Annotated in this window: 17 protein-coding genes and 3 pseudogenes; 13 read left to right on the top strand and 7 right to left on the bottom strand. The window is 69.6% G+C overall.

The features are described 5' to 3' along the window. Positions 1 to 35: 35 nt before the first annotated feature. From ABZO29_RS43390 to ABZO29_RS43400, 3 genes are read left to right on the top strand one after another with little or no spacing between them, the layout of a single operon-like run. Positions 36 to 1,382 carry a flavin-containing monooxygenase gene (locus ABZO29_RS43390; RefSeq protein ID WP_367325701.1) on the top strand — a complete coding sequence of 449 codons (1,347 nt, stop codon included), beginning with the start codon at positions 36 to 38 and terminating at the stop codon, positions 1,380 to 1,382. Beyond that, on the top strand, positions 1,379 to 2,257 hold the full coding sequence (locus ABZO29_RS43395; protein WP_367325702.1) for an SDR family NAD(P)-dependent oxidoreductase: 879 nt from the start codon (positions 1,379 to 1,381) through the stop codon (positions 2,255 to 2,257). Before ABZO29_RS43390 ends, ABZO29_RS43395 begins: the two co-directional genes overlap by 4 nt. After that, positions 2,254 to 3,675, top strand: a complete 1,422-nt coding sequence (locus ABZO29_RS43400; protein WP_367325703.1) for an aldehyde dehydrogenase family protein — start codon at positions 2,254 to 2,256, stop codon at positions 3,673 to 3,675. The genes ABZO29_RS43395 and ABZO29_RS43400 overlap by 4 nt, the downstream gene beginning before the upstream one ends. Positions 3,676 to 3,722: 47 nt before the next feature. Here ABZO29_RS43400 and ABZO29_RS43405 read toward each other — a convergent pair whose 3' ends face one another. After that, positions 3,723 to 4,829, bottom strand: coding sequence for an AraC family transcriptional regulator (locus tag ABZO29_RS43405; RefSeq protein ID WP_367325704.1), 1,107 nt, complete (start codon positions 4,827 to 4,829; stop codon positions 3,723 to 3,725). Positions 4,830 to 5,028: 199 nt separating this feature from the next. On the opposite strand from ABZO29_RS43405, the gene ABZO29_RS43410 reads away from it, so the two are divergent. The 3 genes and pseudogenes from ABZO29_RS43410 to ABZO29_RS43420 all read left to right on the top strand — a co-directional run bounded on the left by ABZO29_RS43410 (position 5,029) and on the right by ABZO29_RS43420 (position 7,666). Continuing rightward, positions 5,029 to 6,300: an MFS transporter gene (locus ABZO29_RS43410; RefSeq protein ID WP_367325705.1), complete on the top strand. Its 1,272-nt coding sequence runs from the start codon at positions 5,029 to 5,031 to the stop codon at positions 6,298 to 6,300. 24 nt (positions 6,301 to 6,324) lie between these two features. Beyond that, positions 6,325 to 6,637 (top strand): annotated as a pseudogene (locus tag ABZO29_RS43415) (glyoxalase superfamily protein); the annotation flags it as partial. 165 nt (positions 6,638 to 6,802) lie between these two features. Next, a pseudogene (locus ABZO29_RS43420) lies at positions 6,803 to 7,666 on the top strand (helix-turn-helix transcriptional regulator). A 62-nt stretch (positions 7,667 to 7,728) separates the two neighbouring features. Here the strand turns inward: ABZO29_RS43420 and ABZO29_RS43425 are convergent. Both ABZO29_RS43425 and ABZO29_RS43430 read right to left on the bottom strand, forming a co-directional pair. After that, on the bottom strand, positions 7,729 to 8,874 hold the full coding sequence (locus tag ABZO29_RS43425; protein WP_367325706.1) for an RNA polymerase sigma factor: 1,146 nt from the start codon (positions 8,872 to 8,874) through the stop codon (positions 7,729 to 7,731). Continuing rightward, positions 8,867 to 9,283, bottom strand: a complete 417-nt coding sequence (locus ABZO29_RS43430) for a YciI family protein (protein ID WP_367325707.1) — start codon at positions 9,281 to 9,283, stop codon at positions 8,867 to 8,869. Before ABZO29_RS43430 ends, ABZO29_RS43425 begins: the two co-directional genes overlap by 8 nt. A 458-nt stretch (positions 9,284 to 9,741) precedes the next feature. On the opposite strand from ABZO29_RS43430, the gene ABZO29_RS43435 reads away from it, so the two are divergent. From ABZO29_RS43435 to ABZO29_RS43445, 3 genes are read left to right on the top strand one after another with little or no spacing between them, the layout of a single operon-like run. Then, positions 9,742 to 10,392: a sigma factor-like helix-turn-helix DNA-binding protein gene (locus ABZO29_RS43435; RefSeq protein ID WP_367325708.1), complete on the top strand. Its 651-nt coding sequence runs from the start codon at positions 9,742 to 9,744 to the stop codon at positions 10,390 to 10,392. A gap of 55 nt (positions 10,393 to 10,447) precedes the next feature. Then, positions 10,448 to 11,008, top strand: a complete 561-nt coding sequence (locus tag ABZO29_RS43440) for a dihydrofolate reductase family protein (RefSeq protein WP_367325709.1) — start codon at positions 10,448 to 10,450, stop codon at positions 11,006 to 11,008. After that, on the top strand, positions 11,008 to 11,352 hold the full coding sequence (locus tag ABZO29_RS43445) for an EthD family reductase (protein ID WP_367325710.1): 345 nt from the start codon (positions 11,008 to 11,010) through the stop codon (positions 11,350 to 11,352). Before ABZO29_RS43440 ends, ABZO29_RS43445 begins: the two co-directional genes overlap by 1 nt. Before the next feature lie 508 nt (positions 11,353 to 11,860). Here ABZO29_RS43445 and ABZO29_RS43450 read toward each other — a convergent pair. After that, on the bottom strand, positions 11,861 to 13,654 hold the full coding sequence (locus ABZO29_RS43450; protein WP_367325711.1) for a DNRLRE domain-containing protein: 1,794 nt from the start codon (positions 13,652 to 13,654) through the stop codon (positions 11,861 to 11,863). Between the two features lie 684 nt (positions 13,655 to 14,338). Beyond that, positions 14,339 to 14,755: a hypothetical protein gene (locus tag ABZO29_RS43455; protein ID WP_367325712.1), complete on the bottom strand. Its 417-nt coding sequence runs from the start codon at positions 14,753 to 14,755 to the stop codon at positions 14,339 to 14,341. Between the two features lie 438 nt (positions 14,756 to 15,193). On the opposite strand from ABZO29_RS43455, the gene ABZO29_RS43460 reads away from it, so the two are divergent. The 3 genes from ABZO29_RS43460 to ABZO29_RS43470 all read left to right on the top strand — a co-directional run bounded on the left by ABZO29_RS43460 (position 15,194) and on the right by ABZO29_RS43470 (position 17,473). Next, complete coding sequence (locus ABZO29_RS43460; RefSeq protein ID WP_367325713.1) at positions 15,194 to 15,634, top strand: helix-turn-helix domain-containing protein; 441 nt, start codon at positions 15,194 to 15,196, stop codon at positions 15,632 to 15,634. Between the two features lie 64 nt (positions 15,635 to 15,698). After that, positions 15,699 to 16,274 carry a hypothetical protein gene (locus ABZO29_RS43465; protein WP_367325714.1) on the top strand — a complete coding sequence of 192 codons (576 nt, stop codon included), beginning with the start codon at positions 15,699 to 15,701 and terminating at the stop codon, positions 16,272 to 16,274. Next, entirely contained in the window at positions 16,271 to 17,473 is a 1,203-nt protein-coding gene (locus tag ABZO29_RS43470; RefSeq protein ID WP_367325715.1) for an MAB_1171c family putative transporter, read from the top strand. Before ABZO29_RS43465 ends, ABZO29_RS43470 begins: the two co-directional genes overlap by 4 nt. A gap of 87 nt (positions 17,474 to 17,560) precedes the next feature. Here ABZO29_RS43470 and ABZO29_RS43475 read toward each other — a convergent pair whose 3' ends face one another. Beyond that, positions 17,561 to 18,028: a hypothetical protein gene (locus ABZO29_RS43475; RefSeq protein ID WP_367325716.1), complete on the bottom strand. Its 468-nt coding sequence runs from the start codon at positions 18,026 to 18,028 to the stop codon at positions 17,561 to 17,563. A gap of 216 nt (positions 18,029 to 18,244) precedes the next feature. Here ABZO29_RS43475 and ABZO29_RS43480 point away from each other — a divergent pair, with 216 nt between their 5' ends. Then, positions 18,245 to 18,700 carry a class I SAM-dependent methyltransferase gene (locus tag ABZO29_RS43480; RefSeq protein ID WP_367325717.1) on the top strand — a complete coding sequence of 152 codons (456 nt, stop codon included), beginning with the start codon at positions 18,245 to 18,247 and terminating at the stop codon, positions 18,698 to 18,700. A 313-nt stretch (positions 18,701 to 19,013) separates the two neighbouring features. On the opposite strand, the pseudogene istA reads toward ABZO29_RS43480, so the two are convergent. Next, positions 19,014 to 20,275: pseudogene (istA, locus tag ABZO29_RS43485) on the bottom strand (IS21 family transposase). Between the last annotated feature and the right edge of the window lie 61 nt (positions 20,276 to 20,336).

The raw sequence follows: 20,336 nt of genomic DNA on the forward strand, positions 1-20,336 counted from the left end.
AATGGGAGAACGAATGACTGAAAAGGATCTGGTTGATGGGAACAACCCAGCACGGCACGTGTGTGATCGGAGCGGGTCCCGCAGGGCTGGCGGTCGCCCGAGCCCTGACGGAGCGGGGTCTGCCGTACACGCATCTGGAACGCCACACAGGGCCCGGCGGTATCTGGGACATCGACAGCCCCGGTAGCCCGATGTACGAGTCGGCTCATTTTATTTCCAGCAAGACCCTTTCGGGCTTCGGAGGTTTTCCGATGCCCGACGAATTTGCGGACTACCCCCCGCACCGGCAGATCCTGTCGTATCTCACGTCCTTCGCGGACGCCTACCGGTTGACGGACCGCATCGAGTTCGGCGTCGAGGTCGAAAGCGTCGAGAAGAACGCGGACGGCACCTGGGTGGTCACCCGGACCGACGGCGAGCAAAGTCTGCACAGCCAGGTCGTGGTGTGCACGGGTGCCCAGTGGCATCCCAATGTCCCTGAACTGCCCGGGACTTTCACCGGAGAGATCCGCCACACGATCGGCTACCGCAGCGCGGAGGAACTGCGCGGCAAGCGGGTCCTGGTCGTGGGCGCCGGGAACTCCGGCTGCGACATCGCCTGCGACGCGGCCCGCAGCGCGGACCACGCGGTGATCAGCATGCGCCGCGGGTACTGGTTCATCCCGAAGCACCTCTTCGGCCGGCCGGTGGACACCATCGCGGGCGGCGGGCCGCACCTGCCGATGTGGCTGGCGCAGCGGCTCTTCGGCACCCTGCTGCGGATCCTCAACGGCGACCCGACACGCCTGGGCCTGCAGAAGCCGGACCACAGACTGTTCGAGACCCACCCCGCGATCAACTCGATGCTGATCCACCACCTCCAGCACGGAGACATCACCGCCAAACCGGGGATCGCCCGCACCGAGGACAGGACGGTCCACTTCACCGACGGCACCCGCGACGACTTCGACCTGATCCTGCTGGCCACCGGTTACGTCCACAAGGTGCCGGTCGCGCAGAAGTACTTCGGCGACGAGCAGCACCCCGACCTGTACCTGTCGTCGTTCTCCCGCGAGCACCAGGGCCTGTTCGGCGTCGGCTTCGTCGAGACCAACTCCGGCGCGTACCGGCTCTTCGACACCCAGGCCCAGCTGATCGCCGGGTATATCCACGACGCGGGCCACACGCTGCCGAACGCGGAGAGGTTCGCCCACATGATCCGTACCGACCGCCCGGACCTGTCGGGCGGCATCAAGTTCGTCGACTCGCCTCGCCACACGGGCTACGTCGAAAGCGGAGCCATCGTCAAGCACCTCGCCAAGGTCGCCGCCGAGATGGGCTGGCGCACCGAGGGCCAGCCGCCGCCCCTGGCGTCCCAGCGGCACGCGGAAGTGGTGTCATGAGCGGCTTCGACTTCCATGACAAGGTCGTGCTGGTGACCGGCGGCGCAGGCGGCATCGGCAGCGCGCTGTGCCGTCGCTTCGCCACCGGGGGCGCCCGCTGCGTCGTCGTCGACATCGACGGGGACCGCGCCAAGCGGGTCGCCCTCGAGCTTCCCGGCACCGGCCACACGGCCATCGGCTGTGACCTGGTGGACCGGGCCCAAGTGGAGCATCTTTTCGATCAGATCGCCCACACGCACGGCCGCCTCGACGTGCTCGTCAACAACGTGGGGATGACCAGCGCCGAACGCTTCGACGTCCGCAGCGTCGAGAGCATCGAGTACGAGATCGCCCTAAACCTGACCTCGCCGCTGGTCGCCACGAGGCTCGCGATCCCGCTGCTGCAAGCCTCCCGGGATGCCCGCGTGGTCACCACCGTCTCCCTCGGCGGGATCTTCCCGCTGGGCGAGACCCCGATCTACACGGCCTCGAAGTTCGGGCTGCGCGGAGCGATGCTCGCCATCGGACTCGACCTCAGGAGCAAGGGCATCCTGGCCGGGTCGGTGCTGCCGTCGGCGACCGACACCCGGATGCTGCGCCAGGAGGCCGTGGACGGCGGGAACTCCATGCAGTTCCAGGATCCACCGCAGCAGCCCGCCGACGTCGTGGCGGCCGTGGTGAGCCTGCTGGACAGGCCCCGCCTGGAGGCGTACCCCCGCCCCGGTGAGTCCCGCCTGGTGCGGCTCGCGATGCTGGCGCCGAACCTGTTGCCGAGGCTGTTCCCCCTGTTCCGGCGGCGTGGTGAGCGCGGCATGGCCCGCTATCTCGAAGAGTTGCGCCGCCGCGGCCTGACACGCCAGGTCGACGGACGCTGGGAACTGGTGGAGGAGAAATGACCGCCGACGAGACCCCCGCCACGCTGAACGTCGTCAACCCCGCCACCGGGAAGCTGATCACCACCGTGCCCGCCACGAGTGCCGAAGACGTCACCAAGGCTGCTGAGCGGGCCCGGCAGGTCTTCGCATCCGGAGTGTGGTCGCGGCTGCCGGTCCGAGAGCGCGCCGCGGTGCTGCTGCGGCTCGCCGACCTCATGGAACGCGACGCCGGGATTCTGGCCTGGCTGGACAGTGAGGACGCGGGGAAGCCGATCACGGAGTGCCTCACCGGCGACGTCCCCGGTGCCGTCGAGTCGATCCGCTGGTTCGCCGAGGCGGCCGACAAGGTGTTCGGCAGGATCGCACCCGGCGGACACGACAGCCTAAGCCTGATCAGCCGGGAACCGGTCGGGGTCGTGGCGGCGATCCTGCCCTGGAACTACCCGCTGGCCATGACCGCTTGGAAGGTCGGTCCCGCCCTCGCCGCGGGCAACTGCCTGCTGGTCAAGCCCGCCGAGGCCACCCCGCGTTCGGCCCTGCACCTGGCCGGGCTCGCCGCCGAGGCCGGCCTGCCCGAAGGAGTCCTCACGGTCCTCACCGGCCACGGCTCCGTCACCGGCGCCGCCCTGGCCCGCAGCCCCGTCGTGGGTGCGCTGTCGTTCACCGGGTCCACGGCGACAGGGCGTCGCATCCTCAAGGACGCGGCCGACAGCAACTTCAAGCGCGTCTCGCTGGAGATGGGCGGCAAGAGTCCTCAGGTGCTGATGGGCGACGCGCTCGCCTACGGGGACGAGCTCATCGACCACATGACCGAGGCCGCGTTCCTGACGATGGGGCAGAACTGCACGGCCGGTTCCCGCGTCCTGGTCCACACCAGCATCGCCGAGGAGGTGCTGGAGCGGTTCACGACCGCCGCGAAGCGCTTGGTCATCGGCGATCCCGCAGACCCGCGCACTCAGGTGGGGCCACTCATCGACCGGGCGGCCTTCGACCGGGTCGCGGCGGCGGTGGAAGCCGCGCGTGCCGGCGGAGCCCGCATTCACACCGGAGGGTTGCCGCACGGCCTGCCTCAGCGCGGCGCCTACTACCCGCCCACCGTGATCACCCAGGCCCCCGAAGGCAGCGACGTCCTCACCAAGGAACTGTTCGGCCCCGTCGTCACCGTCCAGACCTTCACCTCCGAGGACGAGGCGATATACCTGGCCAACGCCACCGAATACGGGCTGGCCGCCTCCGCGTGGACCCGTGACCTCGACACCGCACTGCGATTGGCACGCGGCATCCAGTCCGGCGTGGTCTCCGTCAATGCCTACAGCGAAGGCGACATCACCACGCCCTTCGGCGGATGGAAGCAGTCCGGATTCGGCGGCGTGGAGAAATCGACCAACGCCTTCGACCAGTGGACCCGGGAGAAAACCGTCTGGATCCGCACCCGCTGATCCCATGGGGCGATTCGATGTCGACCGCACGGCACCTACGGCTTTCGTCACTCGCGCGGTCGGGTGGCGGGCCCCAGCCGCCCCAGCAGACCGGCGCGCATCTCCAGTGGCGTCACGCCGTGCCACCGGCGGACCGCCCGCCGCAACGCCCGCACGTCGGCGAAGCCCGCCTGCCGGGTGATGTCGCGGAGCGTCAGCTCCGGCCGTCGTAGGAGCTGTTCGACCCGTTCGCGGCGCACCCCGTCGACGATCGCCTCGTACGTGGTGCCGCACTCGGCCAGCCGACGGCGCAGGGTGCGTTCGCTGGACGCGTGCCTGCGCGCCTGCTCGACGAACGAGGGGACCGCCGGAAGGCTCTGCGCGATGGAGATCTCCAGCACCTCGAGGAGATCCTGCTGGCCGCGCCGTGACGCCATCTGCGCATCCAGCAGCTCCAGCGTTGAGGCGTACGTGATGGGGTCCCGCCCCGGCTGGGCCGCACGGACACACCGGGCGGGGAACACCATGCGGTTGCCGGCGGCGCCGAAGCGCACTGGGCAGCGGAACAGTTCGTCGAACGGCCGCGTGTCGCGCGGGGCGGGGAAAGCGAAATCGACCGCCGTCGGGGCGAACGAGGCGCCGAGGTTCAGACGAGTGAGGGTGACGACGCTGGAGTACGCCTCCTCGATCAGGAAGACGGCGACAGCCGGATCCAGCGCGGGGTCCGGCAGATCGGCGTGCAGCACGTAGCCGACGTCCTCCCAGCGGGCCCACCACACCGTCATCGCACCGGAGAGATTCTGGTAGCGCACCCCCGTCTCGATGGCATCCTGCAAAGTGTCGGCGGACATCATGGCGAAGCCGAGCAGCCCCCACGCCGTCAGCCGCTGCGCCGAGCCGACCCGCAGCCCCAGGTGTGCGTCACCGGTCTGCTCCACCGCTTGGCGGATGACGTCACTGCCCTGCCGGTAGGAGACCCGCAGAGCGGCAGAGCCCATTACCGCCGGGTCCAGCCCCACACGGGTCAGCAGCGGCTGCAGGTCGACGCCCTCCTCGTCGGCGACCCGGACGAGGTAACGCAGGATGTTCGGCGCGATGGTCGCCGAAGTGCTGCGGCTGGTTCCCGGAGAGGTGGCCGGATCGGGACCAGTGGCCGGGTCGGGACCATGGGGCATTGCGTTCCCTCTCACCAGGGCGTTTCCCGCTTCACTGTAGGCAGTCGGCCCCCGCCTGTCGCGGGCGTGGCCGCCAGAGCCCCCATCCCGGCCTCTGACGCCCTGCACCGGGCCTCCTCGCCTTCCTACGGTTGCGGCAACCCACCCACCCCTCCGTGACCAGCGCCCGGCGCGAGAGCGCAAGAAACGAAGGCACGCCATGACCGCACAACTTCAGACCTCGGCGCCACGAAGATCAGCGCGCCGAAGCACGCATGCGCCGGCCCGACGGGTCGCCGCGGCCGTGTTCGCCGCCCAGGGAGCAGCGGTGGCCGCGGTGGCCACCACGGTGCCGGCCGTCCAGGAACGACTCTCGCTGTCCCCGCAGCTGATGACCGCGCTCGTCGTCGCCATGGCGTTGAGCGCGGGCGCCGGCAGCTTCGCCGGGCTGGCGGTGATCCGCCGTCTGGGCCTGGTCGCCACCATGCGGGCCGCCGTCGTGGCGGCCGCCGCGGCTCTGCTGCTGATCGGCTGGGCCCCCAACCAGGCCACGGTCGCGGTGTCCTACGGACTGTTCGGCGCGGCGCTGGGCTGCATCGACGTGTCGGCGAACACCCGAGCCGCGGCCGTCGAACGCCATTACGGCCGGAGCATCTTCGCCTCCTTCTACGCCGCCTGGAGCACGGCCGGCGTCGCGGCCGCCCTGCTCACCGCGGGCACGGCCCGCCTTGCCTGGCCCGCCGAATACACGCTGACCACACAGGCCGCCCTTGTCCTGGCCTTCGCCCTGACGATCCGCTCGCACACGCTGCCCACCCCCGCACCGGTCGCCGCATCCAACGACGGCACCTCCACCGTGCTTGGCCGCGGTCTGTGGAGGAAACTCGCGCCCTTCGGCTTCGTCCTCCTGGTCGCGTACGTCATCGACTCCACGGTCTCGGCCTGGTCGACGCTCTATCTCCACCAGACCCTCCACACGGCCCTGTCCATCGCCCCCCTGGCCTACGCGGCGTATCAGGCGGGCACCATCACCGGGCGGGCCTGCGCCGACCGGCTCGTGCACAGGATCGGCCCGGCCGCCGTGATCCGCGCCGCCACCCTGCTCACGGCCGTCGCTCTGGCCGGGCTGGCAGCCGCTCCGGACTGGCCGTACGCGGTCCTGGCCGCCGCATGCACCGGTCTGGGCGTCTCCGCGCTCGCCCCCCTGTGCCTCGCCTCCGCCGGACGCCTGCGACCAGGGGCGGCCGAAACGGTCCTGGCCCGCATGAACATCTTCAACTACATAGGCGTGCTCGCCGGCGGAGCCGCCAGCGGACTCCTCGGATCCACCGGCCACTTCCGACTCGCCTACGCGATACCCGCCGCGCTCGTTCTGGCGCTTCTGGCGACCGCACGAACCTTCAACCACCCCGCTCCCAGGCCGAGACCCCACGCAGCCCCTGCCGACAGCTTGGACAGGAGGAGGACCTGCTCGACCAGGGATAAGACCTGACGGGGGACGCGAGGAGCGCCACGGCTTCGCGTCGAGGACGCTGCGGCGGCGGGCGCGTGGCACGAGCGACTTGGCTTCGCCAAGCAGTGGGAACACCGCTTCGAACCGGGACTTCCCGCGTTCGTCGAGGTCGCTCGGGGCGGGGTGCGGTTGTTCTTGTCGGAGCACAAGGGCAACGCCCGCCCCGACACGTTGGTCCACCTCCGCGTTCGCGATGTCGAGGCCATCGCCTTTGAGTTCGACGTGCAGGCGAGGGAGGCTCCATCGGGAGGCGCATGAGATTGAGCTGCGCGACCCTGACGGCAACCGGCTCCGGATCGGCACGCCGACGGAATGACACTCGCCGGCAGCGCGGCAGCCTGATGCGGCAGCGCGGCAGCCCGATCATCATCATTCGGTCGGTCCATGAAATGGGCGGTCACCATGCAACCGGCTCCGACCGCGGTGTGGGAGTCAAAGCTGGTACCCCCCAGCCGCGCTGCAGCGCACCTACGCTGGCCTCATGGACCACCGCGCTGAAACCCGCACGTTTCTCACGTCTCGGCGCGCCAGGATCACCCCCGAGCAGGCCGGTGTGATCGGCGGAGGCGAGCGTCGGGTGACCGGTCTGCGCAGGGGCGAGGTCGCGATGCTCGCCGGGGTCAGCGTCGAGTACTACACCCGCATGGAACGCGGCCACCTCGGCGGCGTCTCCGAGAGTGTCCTGAACGCCGTCGCCCGTGCGCCGCAGCTCGACGAGACGGAGCGGGCGCACCTGTTCGACCTGGCACGCGCGGCCAACACCACCACCGCGCGGCGGCGGGGGCCGTCCACCCGGCCGTGCGGCCCGGCGTGCAGCGGATCATCGACGCGTTGACCGGACTGCCCGCGTTCGTGCGCAACAACCGCTTCGACATCGTGGCGGCCAATCCACTCGGGCGCGCGCTGTTCTCGGAGATGTTCGCAGGCGCGGTGAGGCCCGGCGAACACGATGCGGTTCGCCTTCCTGGACCCCCGGGCGACACGGTTCTACATCGACTGGGATCGCGTCGCCCGGCACAGCGTCGGGGCGCTGCGTGTCGAGGCGGGCAGGAACCTGCACGACCGCGAGTTGTCCAACCTCGTCGGCGAGCTCGCCACCCGCAGCGACGCCTTCCGCGCCCTGTGGGCCGAGCACGACGTGCACGTCTACCGGGGCGGGGCGAAACGCGTCCGGCATCTCGACGTCGGTGAGCTGGAACTGGCGCACGAGGTGATGGAACTGCCCGGCGACGACGGTCTGACCGTGTGCACCTACGGCGCCGACCCCGGCAGCGCCTCCGAGGACGGCCTCAAGCTGCTGGAAAGCTTGTGCGCCACGGAGGTCGAGACCGGTGAGGTTTCCTGATCAACCAGTGCGGGTGGGCGGGGCCGGCCGAGCCAGGTCTCGGCTTTCTCGAGCGCGACCTGTCAGCGACACCGGCGGGTGTTGAGCCGGGCGGCCTGGCGCGTCAGGTGGTCACGTTCGGCGAGGTTGGATGCCTTCTGGGCCGCTTCGGCGTACAGCCGTGCAGCCGTCGCCAGGTTGCCGTCGCGCTCGTGGAGGTAGGCCGCCACCGCGGCGTGGCGGGGCAGCGAGTCGTCCAGCGCCGCGAGCGCCGCCAGGCCGGCGCGCGGTCCGTCGGCCTCGCCGACTGCCACCGCGCGGTTGAGCCGGACGACGGGGCTGTCGGTCAGGCGCGCGAGCTCGTCGTACCACTCGACGATCTGCACCCAGTCGGTCTCCTCGGCGGTGGGCGCGTCGGCGTGGAGGGCGGCGATGGCGGCCTGGGCCTGGAACTCGCCCAGCCGGTCACGGGCGAGAGCCGCCTGCAGGATCTCGACGCCCTCCGCGATCGAGCCGGTGTCCCACCGGCCGCGGTCCTGGTCGGCGAGCGGTACCAGGCTGCCGTCGGGCGCGGTCCGGGCGGCGCGCCGCGCGTTGTGGAGGAGCATGAGGGCGAGCAGCCCGGCCACCTCTGGGTGGTCGACCCGGGCCGCGAGCTGCCGGGTGAGCCGGATGGCCTCGGCGGCGAGGTCGACGTCGCCGGAGTAGCCCTCGTTGAAGACCAGGTAGAGGACGCGCAGCACGGTGGCGACGTCGCCTGGCTGGTCGAACCGCACGCCGGAGACGGTGCGCTTGGCCCGGCTGATGCGCTGCGCCATGGTCGCCTCGGGCACCAGGTAGGCCTGGGCGATCTGGCGGGTGGTCAGCCCGCCGACGGCGCGCAGCGTGAGCGCCACCGCGGACGACGGCGTCAGCGACGGGTGGGCGCACAGGAAGTAGAGCTGGAGGGTGTCGTCCACCGCGGGCGCCGGCCCTGGCGCCGGCTCGTCGTCGACGAGGTCCTCACGCCGGCGGCGGGCGGTGTCCGCCCGGGTGGCGTCGAGGAACTTGCGCCAGGCCACGGTGACCAGCCAGCCCTTCGCATCGCGCGGCGGGTCGACAGGCCAGACGCGGACCGCCTCCACAAGCGCGTCCTGCACGGCGTCCTCGGCCGCCGCGAAGTCGGCTCCGCGGCGGACGAGGATGGCGAGCACGCTCGGTGTGAGGCTGCGCAGCAGGGCCTCATCCATGGCAGTCCGTGATGGTGGGCGACGCGGTCAGGAAGGGGCGCACCTCGAGCCACTCGTGGATCGGCTTCCCGCCCGCCCCGGGGGCGGCGGACAGTTCCCCGGCCAGCTCGACGGCGCGCTCGTAGCTGTCGACGTCGATCACCATCCAGCCGGCGATGAGGTCCTTGGTCTCGGCGAACGGGCCGTCGGTGACCGGGGGGCGGCCCTCGCCGTCGTACCGGACCCACGTCCCCTCGGGGGCGAGCGCCTGACCGTCGACGAATTCGCCGGTCCCCTCGAGCCGGGCCGCGAAGTCGTTCATGTACTGCACGTGCGCCGAGATCTCCTCCGGCGTCCACTGGTCCATGGGCACGTCGTTGACCGCAGCCGGGGCGCCGCGGTAGTGCTTGAGCAGCAGGTACTTGGCCATCGTGGTTCTCCTGGGTGCTGGTGCGACCCATTGTGGTCGCGTTCACTGCGGGGACGGAGCCGGTCACGGGTTCTCGACATCGCCGTCCGAATTTTTTTCTCTGGCTCCTGTGGAGGAGTCTGAGGAGTCCGGTGAGCCGTCTGGCGATGTCCGGGTCGCCGGCGTGGCGCGAGGGCGAGGGGAAGAACAGCCCGTGTTGCTTGGTGGTGGGGGATTCGGCGCAGGCGGTCCCGGCTGCCGCCGACCAGGGGCAGCATCAGCCACAGCACGGGGCCCACGGTGCGCAGCAGGAGTATCCCCGTCGAGGGTGTGTCGAACAGCCCGGTGGTGACCACCACGGCCATGGTCAGGGAACCGTACGTGCGCGTGGTCCTGGGGTCGGTGCCTGCGGCCAGCCGGTACAGGGCGATCATCGGCGGGGCAAGCCCCCGCTGGCGCCGGCGCTCGACGTCCCTTGGATGGAGCCGTTTCCCGACGCGCGCTTCGATGTGCAGGCGCGGGCCGATCTGCGCCCGGCGTGGGTGGCGGCGGTACAGGCCGTTCCGGCGCGGCAGCGTGCCGTGCTGGTGCTGCGGGAGGTGCTGGAGTTCACGGCGGCCGAGGTCGCCGAGCAGTTGGGGACGACGGTCGCGGCGGTCAACAGCATGCTGCAACGCGCCCGTGCCGCCGTCGCGGGTGTGGGTGAACTCGATGCGGTGTGTGAGCCGGACGATCCCGAGGTGCGGGCGGTGGTCCAGCGGTACGTGCGGGCGTTCGAGGCGGCCGACGTGCCCGCACTGGTGCGGCTGCTTGCCGACGACGCGGTCCTGGAGATGCCGCCGGTCCCGCTGTGGTACCGGGGCACAAGCGACTACGGCCTGTTCATGGACCGCGTCTTCCGGATGCGCGGAGCCGGCTGGGCCGTGCGGGAGCTCACGGCGAACGGGCAGCCGATGCTCGCGGCGTACGCGCCGAATCCCGGCGGCGGGCACCGGTTGCACACCCTCCAGATGCTCACCGTCACCGGCGGCCTGGTCACGCACAAGGTCGTCTTCGCCGACCCGCGTGTCTTCGACGCCTTCGAACTGCGGCAGCTGATTTCCGTCGACGATTTCCCCAACGAGCGATGAGCCCGGCGGGTGCCGCCGGTAGGTACCGGTGAGCATCTGACCGAAAGGATTCGCTGTGGGCGTCATCGTCATCGAGTTCATCACCCTGGACGGGATCGTCTCCGACCCGGACGGCTCCGCAGGAACGCCGCTGGGCGGATGGGCGTTTCGCTATGGCCCCGAAGCCGTCGCCGGAGACAAGTTCCGTCTCGGCCGCACGCTGGACGAGGGGGTCCTGTTGCTCGGGCGCGCGACCTGGCAGCTCTTTGCGCGGCTGTGGCCCGGACGCGACGACCCGTTCGCCCAGCGCATGAACACTGTCCCGAAACTGGTCGCCTCCCGCACGCTCGCCGACGCCGACACCGCGGCGTGGGCGAACTCGCGGGTTCTCACATGCGACGTCGTCGACACCGTCAAGCGCGAAGCACGCGATGTGGTCATCACCGGCAGCCTCAGCCTCGTACACCGACTCGCGGCCGAGGACCTGATCGACGAGTACCGGCTGCTGGCCTTCCCCACCGTTCTGGGCACCGGCCGACGTCTCTTCCCCGCCCGCGGCCCGCAGGTGGAGCTGGAGTGCCTGGCGGCACAACAGGCCGGCGCCGCCGTACTCACCCGCCACCGGAGGGCCGTCTGATGACCGCCCGCTTCTTGGCCCTGTACGAGGCGCCCGCCGATCCCACGGCATTCGATCGGCACTACCGCGATGTTCACGTCCCCCTCGCATGCCGACTCCCGGGGCTGCGTCGCTACACGCTCGGCCGCGATGTGGTCGCCGTCCGCGGCGGCGAACCGTACTACCTGGTCGCCGAACTGGAACGGGACACGATGGAAGAACTAGGCGCGGCCTTCGCCTCCTGCGAAGGGCGCGCCACCGCTGCCGACGCGGCGCACCTCCAAGAACTCGCGCCGGTCCGCAGCGTGATCTACAGGGCTGACGAGAGCGTGCTGGAGGCGCATCTCCGTGCGAACGCGCAATGAGGGAAAGAGGCTTGCTGGAGCGTTCCCGCCGGAGCCTGCGAGGACGTCTTCTCGCCCGAGTGTCGCTCCAGGTCATCCTCCTGCTCACCGGTCGGCGGTAGCCTGACCGGCACCTGGATCTGCCTGTTCTTCGCGGCCTTCGGCATCGGCGGCATCTTCCCCGCCAGCATGACACTCCGACCGGACGGCAGACGTAGCGGCATCCAGCCGCTCGCCGGATCGCCGCTCGCTGTATGAGCCGCCGCCTCGGGGTCGGATCGTCTTGCTCGGTTTTGGTCGTGCACGGTGCTCAGTTCAGCGGCGGCGCCACAGCCGCCCGCCCCTACCCGCACTGCATCGACGAAGGCGAACTCGCCCGCCGTCGGTACGCGCTTACCTGCAAGGTGGTTGTCCTTCTTGACCGGGAGATCGCTGAGAGTCCGATCGCTGCCGTCGAAGGGGGCTGTGCCCCGGTGCCCGATCGCTCGGGTCCCGGGGCACGGCTGGGTGAAGCACTACCGGCCAGTGCTCACTGATAGGCGGGTACGGCCCAGGTGGCTTTGTAGCGCCGGTCGTAGGGGGAGTCCGCCTCGAGCGACTGCGGGCCGCTGGTGGGGATGAAGCGGATGAACGCGGTCTCCCATGTCTGGGTCCCGGCCAGTTTCTGTCCCTCGGGGCACTCCTGGGAGCAGGTGGAAATCACGCGGCCTGTTGTGGGGTCGTTCCCCACGCTCTTGATGAGGGTGCGCTTGGTGACCTCGGACCGGTTCGCGTAGTTGGTGCACCAGTGTTTCTGGGCGTCGCCGGTGACGTACTCCGGCAGCGGCCAGGTGCCCTGGGAGTCGTCGTAGCAGTCGACGCTGCCGCTCTTGGAGAACTGGACGATGCCGGCGTTGGCGCCGATCCAGAACCGGTCGGAGTTGCCGTAGACCGGGGTGAGGTCGTGGCCGTAAGGCGTAGCGCCGTTCGCCTGCTTGGGGAGTTGCCAGGAGCCGCCCCAACCGAGCCTGCCGTTGGCGTAGTCGTATCGCACCAGAAGCTCGTCGCCGACGGCCCACACCGAGTTGCTGCTCGGGTCGTAGAGGACCTCATGTGCGCCGGCGAGGGACGTGTCCTGGACCGGCGCGGCGCTCCAATTGTTCGGTGCGCCCTGCGATTTGGAGTAGACCGCGAGCCCACCCTTGATGTCCGCGCCGGTGTTTCTGTCCTGCCCGAAGACGTGATCCGCTGAAGCGACGACGACGGTGCCGTCCGGCAGCATTTCGACACCGTGGATGCCGGTGATGCCCGCGTTGATCGCCCAGTGGTAGCCGGCGAGCGCCGGGTAGGGGATCACACCGACGAAGCCGCTGGCACGTTCGGCTGTGACCAGGACCGTCCCGCCGTACGTGCCTCCGGGGCGCAGTTTGTGCGACGTGCCACCGCCCCAGCTGTCACCCTTGAGGGTCGTGTCGAAGACCGAGTGGTAGGCGTCGGGGAGCCACCGCTGGTACGGGCCTGAAGCGGACCAGACGTCCGGGTTGGTGGAGTCCAGGAACTCCAGCGTTGCGTGCGCCGCAGGGTAGCCCCCGGGGTACGACTCGCCGTACGCGTTGCTCGAAATGATCGGCGTGGAGCCCGTGTTGAACTCGACCTCCAGCGTCGGCGCGTTGTACGCGGCGTGGCACGCGTAGTCCGTCGACACCGGGTTCATGGAGCAGAAGTCCTTGTAGCTGGAGCTGATGTCCTCCTGCGCCGAGAACCTGATGCCGTAGTTGGGGAACGAGGCGTCGTTGGCCCACGCTTTCACCCAGTCGGTGACGTCGATGCGCTGGATGCCGTTGGACGCGGCGGGGTTGGTCTTGTTCGGGACGTCCGGGCAGTTCGGGTGGCCGAGGCCGAACCACGTGCCCTTGCCCGCGCCGACGGTCGGCTGGTTGGCCCAGTTGATCGTGGACTGGTCCCACGACTGGGTCACCGGGTAGACGCCCATCCACGCCTTCGCGTCACAGTCGGAGACGAAGGAGTTGTAGACACGCAGGTAGGCCTTGGAGACCGGGGCTCCGCGCAGCTTGGAGACGTCGAAGCGCATGAAGCTGCGGTACTTCGTGGCGCCGTTGTCGGGCGTGCCGACGTGCAGGATGTGGCCTTGCGAGTGATCGGCGTTGTCCGCAGTGGTGATGTAGGTGTCCTGCAGCCGATGGATGATGTTGCGTGGCCCCGTTTGCGCCATGGGGGACGCCGTGGGTGTCGCCGCTGCCGCGACGGGCGCCATCTGCGTGGCCGTCGCGTCGGTTTCGGCCGCCTGGGGCGACGGCACGAGCAACGACGCCAGGAGTGCCACTCCGCCTCCCGCCGCCACTAGGCATCTCTTCAGCAGACGCCGTGGAGTGTGACGATGCACGTGTGAGTCCGCCTCTCATGATCTTGGTCCAACATCGACAAATGGTGGTCGTGTGAGCTGGTGGCGGCCGCACGGAGAATTTCGACGCCCGTGCGATTACCGAGAGCGTGGAGGTTCGGGTGAAGAGCGTCTCGGCGGGCGGGTCGTTCGCGGCGTACCGGCGCCGTCTGCGGGGCCCGCGCCGACTCGGGTAGGGCCTCGCAGCGAGGCGGAGCAGGTGCTCCACCTGTGCTACGAGGCCCTCGCGACCGAGTGCCACGCAGGCCGCCCGATCCCCTCGGCATCCCCTCACTCGCAGCCCGCACCACGGCTCTCCCGAGCCGGGTGACGGCAGTCGAGGCTCACTGGGATGCCCGCAGCGGCAAGAACTGGTTGTGCCACTGATCGCGGTCCTTGACAACCCGGCCGGTCAAGGCCACCTGGCGACCGTCCACCACCGTCATCGCGAGCCGCCTGTGCACCCCCGCTGCGGCCGAGTTGGCCGGACCCTGTCCGGCCGCCTCGAGGCGCGGAGCAAGGCGTGTCACCGGGCGCCTGCCGTTCCCGTGAATTTGGCCCCCGAGCCGATCCGGTCGGCTCCCGAGACGGTGAACAACCCATGGCGGGCCATGCCCGCGGCGTCGATCAGAAGTGAGGGTCGAGAAGGGAGCCGAATGTGTGAGTGCCGCTGTAGGTGTACGTTACAGAGCCGCCGAGGATCGCCGTCGCCGAACCGGACTTGGCGAGGGTGGACTTGTGAGCGTAGTAACCGGCCTCGGGGCTCAGGCAGTCCTCCCACGTGTACGTGCCCGCGGTCAGGTAGATGTCGCGGGTCGGGGTACGGATGGTGTCGAAGATCTGTGTCCACGTGTAGTCGCCGGTGCCCAGGTAGATGGACTTGCTGGTGCACGCGTCGGCGTTGGACGGCGACGGGGAGCCGGTCAGGTACAGACTCCGCGTGTTGTACGCCGTGTCCGCCGCGCTCGCCGGGCTCCCCGCGAGCGTCACGGCCGCCGTTGCCATGACAGCGACTGTCGCGAACTTGCCGATTCTTCCAGCCATTTGATGCCTCCTGGGAAGTGAAGTCTGTGCTGATCGGGGCCTGTTCCGGGCATGCGACCCAACGGGCGCAGAAGGGTGATCCCGCCATGCGTCACCGTCGGCGTCTGCTCGGGCAGGGCGACTGAACCTCCGCAACCCTAGCAATGACTTTCACTTAAGTGAACTTTTTTGATCTCTGAGGCGGCGTCAACTGGCCATGCTCCTGCGCAATATGTCGGCATCAACCCCTGAGTGGGTTCAGGTGAGTGCATGTTTATGTGCTGTCCCATGCTGGACATCCGCCGGATGGCCAGGGCTGGATCCATCGGGGAGCAGAGTCTGCTGCGAGGCTGCGACCGGTTCGCGAGACAGCGGCGGGCCCCTCGGCACACCGGCACCGCACGCGTCGCGGGCGGGATAATGTCCGAATAGCAGGAGGGTGGCGAGAGGTGAGCGAGTGTGAGTGAGTCCGAGGGACGGCGGCTGGCGGCCCGCCTCGAGTACCTCTTCGAGCACGTGCAGCCACTGGGCAGACGCCACACCCTTCAGGAGGTCGTCGACGGCATCAAGGCGGTCGAGGAGTCCGAGGGCGTTTCGCTCTCGGTGGGCCGGCTGTCGATGCTGATGAACGGAAAGGCGCCCAACCCCACCATCGGCACGCTGCGCGCGCTCGCCGCCTTCTTCGGCGTGCCGGTCGGCTACTTCGTCGACGACGCCGTCGCCGACCAGACCATGGCCCAGCTCGCCCTCATCACAGCCATGCGCAACAACGACGTCAGAGCGGTCGCCCTGCGCGCGGCGGCAGTCGCCACCCTCTCCGTCCACGGACTGGATGTGGTGCGCGGCCTCGTCGAACAGGCCGCCGACCAGTCGCAAGAGCGCGACGGGCGGGAGGCTTAGAATCTCCTGTGACAGAGGCTATGACCGTGCGGCACCCGTCGAACGGTCTGGGGGAAGGGGCACGGTGCGGGACGGTATCCGGTTGCGGGCAGAGTCCTGGCCCGACTTCCGTACCCGGTGCGATGCCATCCTGGACGGCCTCCCGCTCGGACAGTCGCAGCCACTGACGATCGACGCGCTGCGCGCCGCGATCGAACAACAGCACGGCAGGCGGCTGGCCTTGTCACCGCTGCCCAAACAGGCGGGAACCACCGCCGGCCTGTGCGGACTGTGGGTCAGCCTCGGCCACACCGACCACATCTTCTACGAGACGTCCACCAACGCCTTCCACCAGCGGCACATCATCCTGCACGAGATCTCCCATCTCCTGCTCGACCACACGTCGGAACGCGACGGCGACGGCTCCTGGCCCGGGATGGAAGCGCTCTTCCCCGGCCTCGACCCCGCCATGGTCCGAAGGCTGCTCGCCCGCGGCCGCACCGACTACACCGAACTGCAGGAGCAGCAGGCCGAGCTGATGGCCACCCTGATCCATCAGCGGTCGACCGATCGCGCGTCACATGGCGTTCCGCCGGCTCACGACGGGGCCGAGGCCCTCGACAGGCTGGCCCGCGCCCTCGGGCTGGTGCGCCCTCGATGACGGCCATCCGACCGTACGAGGTCGTCCTGCTCGTCCCGATGTGGTCCCTCACCGTGCACACCGCCTACCGGGCAGTGCGCAACCGCGCCGTACCGGAATCCGCGCCCTCCCGGCTGCTCGCCGGAGTCGTCGCCCTGGTCACCCTGTCGGTCACCGTGGGAGTCCCGGCGGTGCGTCGCGTGATCGACACCATCACCGGTGTGCAGAGCATCACCAACGTCCTCAGCCAACTGCTCGGGATGTCCGCCATCACGTGCCTGACCGCCTTCGTGCGCCGAATGTCCGCCGCGGCCGGCGAGGCTCCCAGCCGCCGGACCCGCGACTGGCTGCCCCTTCCGGTAGCCGCGGCCGCCCTGTTCACAGCCTTCTTCCTCGCGCCCCGCCCGAGCGGTGAGAAGTATCTTCTGACCACCGACCACTCAGCGGCCCATACCGCCTACTGGGCCATCTACATCGGTTACGTGATCTGGGGAGTGGCCGCGATCGGGGTGATGTGCCTGCGCCACCACAAGCACGCCCCTCCGGGCCCCCTGCGCAGCTCCCTCAATCTGATCGGCGCGGGAGCCGCGACAGCCATCGTCTACGCCCTGCACCGGTGCGCCTACCTGGCCCTGCGCGACTCCGGAATCCCGCTGTTCGAAGACGCCGTCGTCGTGCCCACCACGCAGGTCCTGCTGACCGGCGCGCTGCTGCTGTCCAGCGCCGGGATAGCCTGGCCGGCCCTGGCGGACCGACGGCGCGCATGGGCCGACCGCCGCAGAGTAGGCCGCATCGAACCGCTGTGGCGGATGCTGGCTGAAGCCGTACCCGAGGTCGTCCTCCCCCTGCCTGCTCAACTGCGCGCCGAGCCCGAACTCGTGCTGTACCGGTACACGATCGAAATCAGTGACGCGATGCTCGCCCTCACCCCGTTCCGCAGCGGCCATGCCGAGACGGCGGCGCGGAAACAGCTTTCCGCACACGGGTTCACCGGTCCACGGCTGGCAGCGGCCACCGAGGCCGTCGTCCTGCGCTGTGCCGTCGCGCGGGCATCCCTGACGCAGCCCGCGACACCGCCGACCCAGCACGCAGAGGCTTCGAGCGACGGCATCGAACGCAGTAGCGACCCGCTCCAGTGGCTGGAACTGCTTGCCGCACACTGCCGGCACCCGCTGGTCCGCAGCATCTCTGCGGCTTTGACCGTGCCGACCGACCGCTGATCCTGTGATTCGGGGGTTCGCAGTCGGTGTGCCGGGTCGGATGTGAGCTGGGATGCCGTGGATCGCAGAGGACGGCAGAGGACTCGCTCAGCCGCGCAGAGCCGGCTCGATCTTGATGGGAGCCGCAGATTCGAGATCGATGGTGTCGCCCTCTTCCTCCGCGCGAGGGTCGTGAGGGTGATCGACCGGCAACACGATCAACATGGTGTGAGGCCTTGGAAGCCATCCCACGTCTGCTGGTGGGTCGAAGCGACCGATGTCGATGATCCGCACGAGGGTCTCGGGGATGCCCACCAGGCAGGAGTCGCCGACCTCCAGGTGCCCTGCGTGCGGATCGACCTGAAGGAGCCCGCCCCACTCGCCGGTAGGCGTGCCGCGCGGGATCGCCCGGCTGCCGTTCCACTGGATCTCGGAGTCCGGATCAATCTGCGCCCACGGCCACTCGACCGAGATGTCGAACGGGGTCACGTTGACGACGCGTGCACATGCCGACGGGCAGCTGACCAGCAAGACGTCGCCAACCTCATACTGCTGTTGGCGGATGCCCTCGCTCACTGTGTGCTCCTCGCGTCCCCGTGACGGTGGCACGATATCGCGCGGTTCGGCAGAGGGACCTTGGCCAGGAGCTGCTTTGGTGTGAGTGATCACGGCCCCTCACGCTCGCCCGCGGATCGGACAGGCTTTGGTGGCGTGTGCTGCGGTTTCTGCGGCAGGGCTGAGCGGCCTCCGGGAGACTGTCGCCGGCGTGAAGCCTGCCGGCAGCAAGCCGTGATGCGCCTCATTACCGCCTACGAGGGAGCCCTCGGCGACCACTTCGCCGGGTCGGCCACCGACGGTCCGTACAACGCTCACACCGACAGGCCCGCCATGTCCGCCCAGGCCGGCGACGTCACCGGCCTGCACGGCCTGGACGTCGGTCGCGGCGCCGGGCACTACGTCGCCGAACTGCGGGCACGGGGGGCCGCCGAGGTGGTCGGCGTCGAGGGCAGCGCGACGCTGCTGCGTCATGCCCACGACCGGGCCGGCGGCGACGCGGGCGTCACGCTGCACCACCATGACCTGGAGGAACCGCTCGCTTTCCTGTCAGACGACTCGTTCGACCTTGCTGTGATGGCGCTGGTGCACCACCACTTGGAGGCCCGCACGCTGTTGCTGGCCGAACTGCACCGCGTGCTGCGTCCCGGCGGGACGCCGCTGGTGTCCACGGTCCACCCGACGGCTGATTGAGTGTGGCACGGCGGCTCCTACTTCGACGAGGGCCGCGTTGAGACCCGCTTCGGGGACTGTGGCCTCACCAACTCCTACCGCCGCATGACGATGCAGACCTTCCTGGGCGAACTCCTCGACGCCGGGTTCCCCCTGGTGTCAACGGTTCCTGAATTTTGACGCCCGGGGAGTCCGGGAAAGTTGACCCCCAGTGGGTTGATCAGTCGCGGCCCGCGCGGTTCTCCTTGGCGAGGAGTTCGCGTCGCTGGCGGGTGCGGTAGGAGTCGCCGGTGAGGGTAAGGAACTCGGCCGTCCTTCGTCGGTGCGGTGGTGGTCACTCACTGCTCGCTTTCGTTGCGCTCGCGGGGTCGAAGTCGACGCCGAACAGGGCGTCGTAGTCGGGCAGGGCCCGGAGGGCGACGGCATGGCCGTCGCTGTGCTGGCGGGTTGTCGCCTGGCGTCTTTGCCGGCCCAGGGCCAGGGCCTGGCGCATCCGGGCCGCGGTGGCCGCGTGGACGGGGTCGGTGACCACGGCCTGCTTGGCCCAGGACCGCTGGTGGTGGGCGACGACCTGGCCGTCGCAGACGGCCGTGACCGTGTCCGGCATCGCGGTCACGTCGACGAACCGGCCGATGACCTGCGGGTCCACCGAGTAGTCGACGGTGTCGACGCGGACGTAGTAGTCCCGGCCGAGCCGGACCCGCTGGGTCAGCCCGATCGGCGGCGCGAAGGGCGGCAGCGCGATCATCGCCTGGCGGTCGGTCTCCAGCAGGTCGACCGGGCGGCCCTGGATGGAACGGACGGTGCGGGCGTTGGCCCGCTCCAGCCACTCGGCCAGTTGCTGGTTGAAGTCGGCCGGCGAGGCGAACTGCCGACCTGGTAGGAACGAGGTCTCCAGGAACTGGTTGTTCCGCTCGACCATGCCCTTGTATTCCGGGTCGCGTGGCGGCGCGAGCTTGATCTTCGTGGCCAATGTCCCGGCGAAAGCGGCGGTCGGCGCGGTCACCTTCCCGCTTCCGCCGATGGCCGCCTCGCGGTCCCAGACCAGGGTGTGCGTCACCCGGCCGATGCCGCTGATCAGCGACCACATGCCCGCCAGGATGTCGCCGCCCTGCCTCGTCGGGATCATCTCCGCGGTCAGAAACCGGGAGAAGCCGAGCGTCATGACCAGCACCGGCAGGACCCGCTGCTGGCCGGGAGCGACCTGGACCCTCGTCTCCGGGAACCACAGGTCGCACTGGGTGATCTGGCCGGGGTCGTAGGCCACCCGATCGACCGGGTCGATGCCGACGTACTCCGGCCGGATCTCGGCCAGTTTCTTCGTCAGCGGCGACATCGAGTACGGCCACTTGATGCGCTCGGCGATCACCGGTGCCGGCATCCTCGGCCACTCGTTCAACAAGCCGCGGATCTGCGGCTCGAAGGCGTCCGCCACCCGTCCGCGCGGGGCCCGTTCGTACTTCGGCGGCCGGTCCGAGTTCAACGCGGCCCGCACCGTGTTCCGGGCCACCCCAGCCGCCGTGAGATCTCCTTGATGGGCACGCCCTCTGCTCGATGCAGCCGACGTATCTCCGCCCAGTCCTCCACCTTCAGCACCCTCTTGTATTGAGCAGGCAGTTCGGGAGCCACGTGATCAGCGAGTTCGAGCCACCTCGCG

The organism is Streptomyces sp. HUAS ZL42 (assembly GCF_040782645.1).
Lineage (GTDB): Bacteria > Actinomycetota > Actinomycetes > Streptomycetales > Streptomycetaceae > Streptomyces.